This is a genomic window from Shewanella sp. WXL01, assembly GCF_012263345.1.
GTDB classification, from domain to species: Bacteria; Pseudomonadota; Gammaproteobacteria; order Enterobacterales; family Shewanellaceae; genus Shewanella; species Shewanella maritima.
On the sequence record NZ_JAAIKQ010000019.1, the window covers coordinates 1719 to 5044 of the forward strand.

Here is a 3326-nt window from a genome sequence, read left to right on the forward strand (position 1 = left end):
AATGCGAAATAATTGAGTTCTCAAAACACTATTTAAGTGTCTTGAATATTCTAAAACTAAGGCGATACACATGAATGAGTTTACTCATTGGTGTGATTTATCAAATAAACCAGCTAGTCACCTATGTGGCTTGAATGACTTACATTAGTAAGACTCATTTGGGTTGTATGGTTAAGTGACTAAGCGTATACGGTGGATGCCTTGGCAGTCAGAGGCGATGAAGGACGTAGTAACTTGCGAAAAGCGTTGGCGAGCTAGTAACAAGCATTTGAGTCAACGATGTCCGAATGGGGAAACCCAATTGCATAAGCAATTATCCTAACGTGAATACATAGCGTTAGGAGGCAAACCCGGGGAACTGAAACATCTAAGTACCCGGAGGAAAAGAAATCAACCGAGATTCCCCTAGTAGCGGCGAGCGAACGGGGATTAGCCCTTAAGTCATTGGGGTGTTAGTGGAATGTGTTGGAAAGCACAGCGGCACAGGGTGATAGCCCCGTACACGAAAACTAACCAGTGATGAAATCGAGTAAGGCGGGACACGTGACATCCTGTCTGAACATGGGGGGACCATCCTCCAAGGCTAAATACTCCTGACTGACCGATAGTGAACCAGTACCGTGAGGGAAAGGCGAAAAGAACCCCTGTGAGGGGAGTGAAATAGAACCTGAAACCGTATACGTACAAGCAGTGGGAGCGGTTCTTGAGACCGTGACTGCGTACCTTTTGTATAATGGGTCAGCGACTTACATTTTGTAGCGAGGTTAAGCGAATAGCGGAGCCGTAGGGAAACCGAGTGTTAACTGCGCGTTTAGTTGCAAGGTGTAGACCCGAAACCCGGTGATCTAGCCATGGGCAGGTTGAAGGTTGAGTAACATCAACTGGAGGACCGAACACACGTATGTTGAAAAATGCGGTGATGACTTGTGGCTGGGGGTGAAAGGCCAATCAAACCGGGAGATATCTGGTTCTCCTCGAAAGCTATTTAGGTAGCGCCTCGCACGAATACCATTGGGGGTAGAGCACTGTTAAGGCTAGGGGGTCATCCCGACTTACCAACCCTTTGCAAACTCCGAATACCAATGAGTACTATGCGGGAGACAGACGGCGGGTGCTAACGTCCGTCGTCAAAAGGGAAACAACCCAGACCGTCAGCTAAGGTCCCAAAGTGTATGTTAAGTGGGAAACGATGTGGGAAGGCTTAGACAGCTAGGAGGTTGGCTTAGAAGCAGCCACCCTTTAAAGAAAGCGTAATAGCTCACTAGTCGAGTCGGCCTGCGCGGAAGATGTAACGGGGCTAAACATACCACCGAAGCTACGGGTTTGCAGTTTACTGCAAGCGGTAGAGGAGCGTTCTGTAAGCGGTTGAAGGTGAAGGGGTAACCCACACTGGACGTATCAGAAGTGCGAATGCTGACATGAGTAACGATAAAGGGAGTGAAAAACTCCCTCGCCGAAAGACCAAGGGTTCCTGTCCAACGTTAATCGGGGCAGGGTGAGTCGACCCCTAAGGCGAGGCTGAAAGGCGTAGTCGATGGGAAACAGGTTAATATTCCTGTACTTTTGCTAACTGCGATGGAGAGACGGAGAAGGCTAGGCTAGCGCGGCGTTGGTAGTCCGCGTTTAAGGTAGTAGGTAGGGTGCTTAGGCAAATCCGGGCACCTAATACCGAGAGCTGACGACGAGTCACTAAGGTGATGAAGTAGTTGATGCCATGCTTCCAGGAAAATCTTCTAAGCTTCAGGTTAGTAGGAATCGTACCCCAAACCGACACAGGTGGTCGGGTAGAGAATACCAAGGCGCTTGAGAGAACTCGGCTGAAGGAACTAGGCAAAATGGTACCGTAACTTCGGGAGAAGGTACGCTGCTGGCGGTGATGGAACTTGCTTCCTAAGCTGCTGGCAGTCGCAGATACCAGGTGGCTGCAACTGTTTATCAAAAACACAGCACTGTGCAAAATCGCAAGATGACGTATACGGTGTGACGCCTGCCCGGTGCCGGAAGGTTAATTGATTGGGTTAGCTTTGCGAAGCTCATGATCGAAGCCCCGGTAAACGGCGGCCGTAACTATAACGGTCCTAAGGTAGCGAAATTCCTTGTCGGGTAAGTTCCGACCTGCACGAATGGCGTAATGATGGCCACGCTGTCTCCAGCCGAGACTCAGTGAAGTTGAAATTGCGGTGAAGATGCCGTATACCCGCGGCTAGACGGAAAGACCCCGTGAACCTTTACTATAGCTTGGCACTGAACATTGACCCTACATGTGTAGGATAGGTGGGAGACTTTGAAGCGCAGTCGCTAGATTGTGTGGAGTCAACCTTGAAATACCACCCTTGTAGTGTTGATGTTCTAACTCTGGCCCCTAATCGGGGTTGAGGACAGTGCCTGGTGGGTAGTTTGACTGGGGCGGTCTCCTCCCAAAGAGTAACGGAGGAGCACGAAGGTTAGCTAAACACGGTCGGACATCGTGTGGTTAGTGCAATGGCATAAGCTAGCTTAACTGCGAGACAGACACGTCGAGCAGGTACGAAAGTAGGTCATAGTGATCCGGTGGTTCTGAATGGAAGGGCCATCGCTCAACGGATAAAAGGTACTCCGGGGATAACAGGCTGATACCGCCCAAGAGTTCATATCGACGGCGGTGTTTGGCACCTCGATGTCGGCTCATCACATCCTGGGGCTGAAGTCGGTCCCAAGGGTATGGCTGTTCGCCATTTAAAGTGGTACGCGAGCTGGGTTCAGAACGTCGTGAGACAGTTCGGTCCCTATCTGCCGTGGGCGTTGGATGATTGAAGGGAGCTGCTCCTAGTACGAGAGGACCGGAGTGGACGAACCGCTGGTGTTCGGGTTGTTATGCCAATAGCATTGCCCGGTAGCTACGTTCGGAATCGATAACCGCTGAAAGCATCTAAGCGGGAAGCGAGCCCTAAGATGAGTCATCCCTAGGTCTTTAAGACCTCTAAAGAGCCGTTCGAGACTAGGACGTTGATAGGCATGGTGTGTAAGCGTTGTGAGGCGTTGAGCTAACATGTACTAATGACTCGTGAGGCTTAACCATACAACCCAGATGGGTTTTGCTAGGTGGTTATAACCTTAGATTTTAGATAGAGCACTTAGATAGTGTGACTCAATTACAAAAAGCAATAACAGCTTTCCGAATTAATCTAATGGCTACAAAGTATAAAGTAGCGGTTAGATAACAAATTTGTCTGGAGACAATAGCATTGTGGTCCCACCTGAATCCATTCCGAACTCAGCAGTGAAACGCAATCGCGCCGATGGTAGTGTGGGGTTTCCCCATGTGAGAGTAGGTCATTTCCAGACGC

Annotated in this window: 2 rRNA genes; both read left to right on the forward strand. The window is 49.7% G+C overall.

The features are described from left to right. The first annotated feature begins 169 nt into the window (after positions 1 to 169). Positions 170 to 3058: ribosomal RNA gene (locus G3R49_RS19845) — 23S ribosomal RNA — on the forward strand. Positions 3059 to 3208: 150 nt separating this feature from the next. Further along, positions 3209 to 3324 (forward strand): 5S ribosomal RNA (rrf, locus tag G3R49_RS19850). The last annotated feature ends 2 nt before the right edge of the window (positions 3325 to 3326 follow it).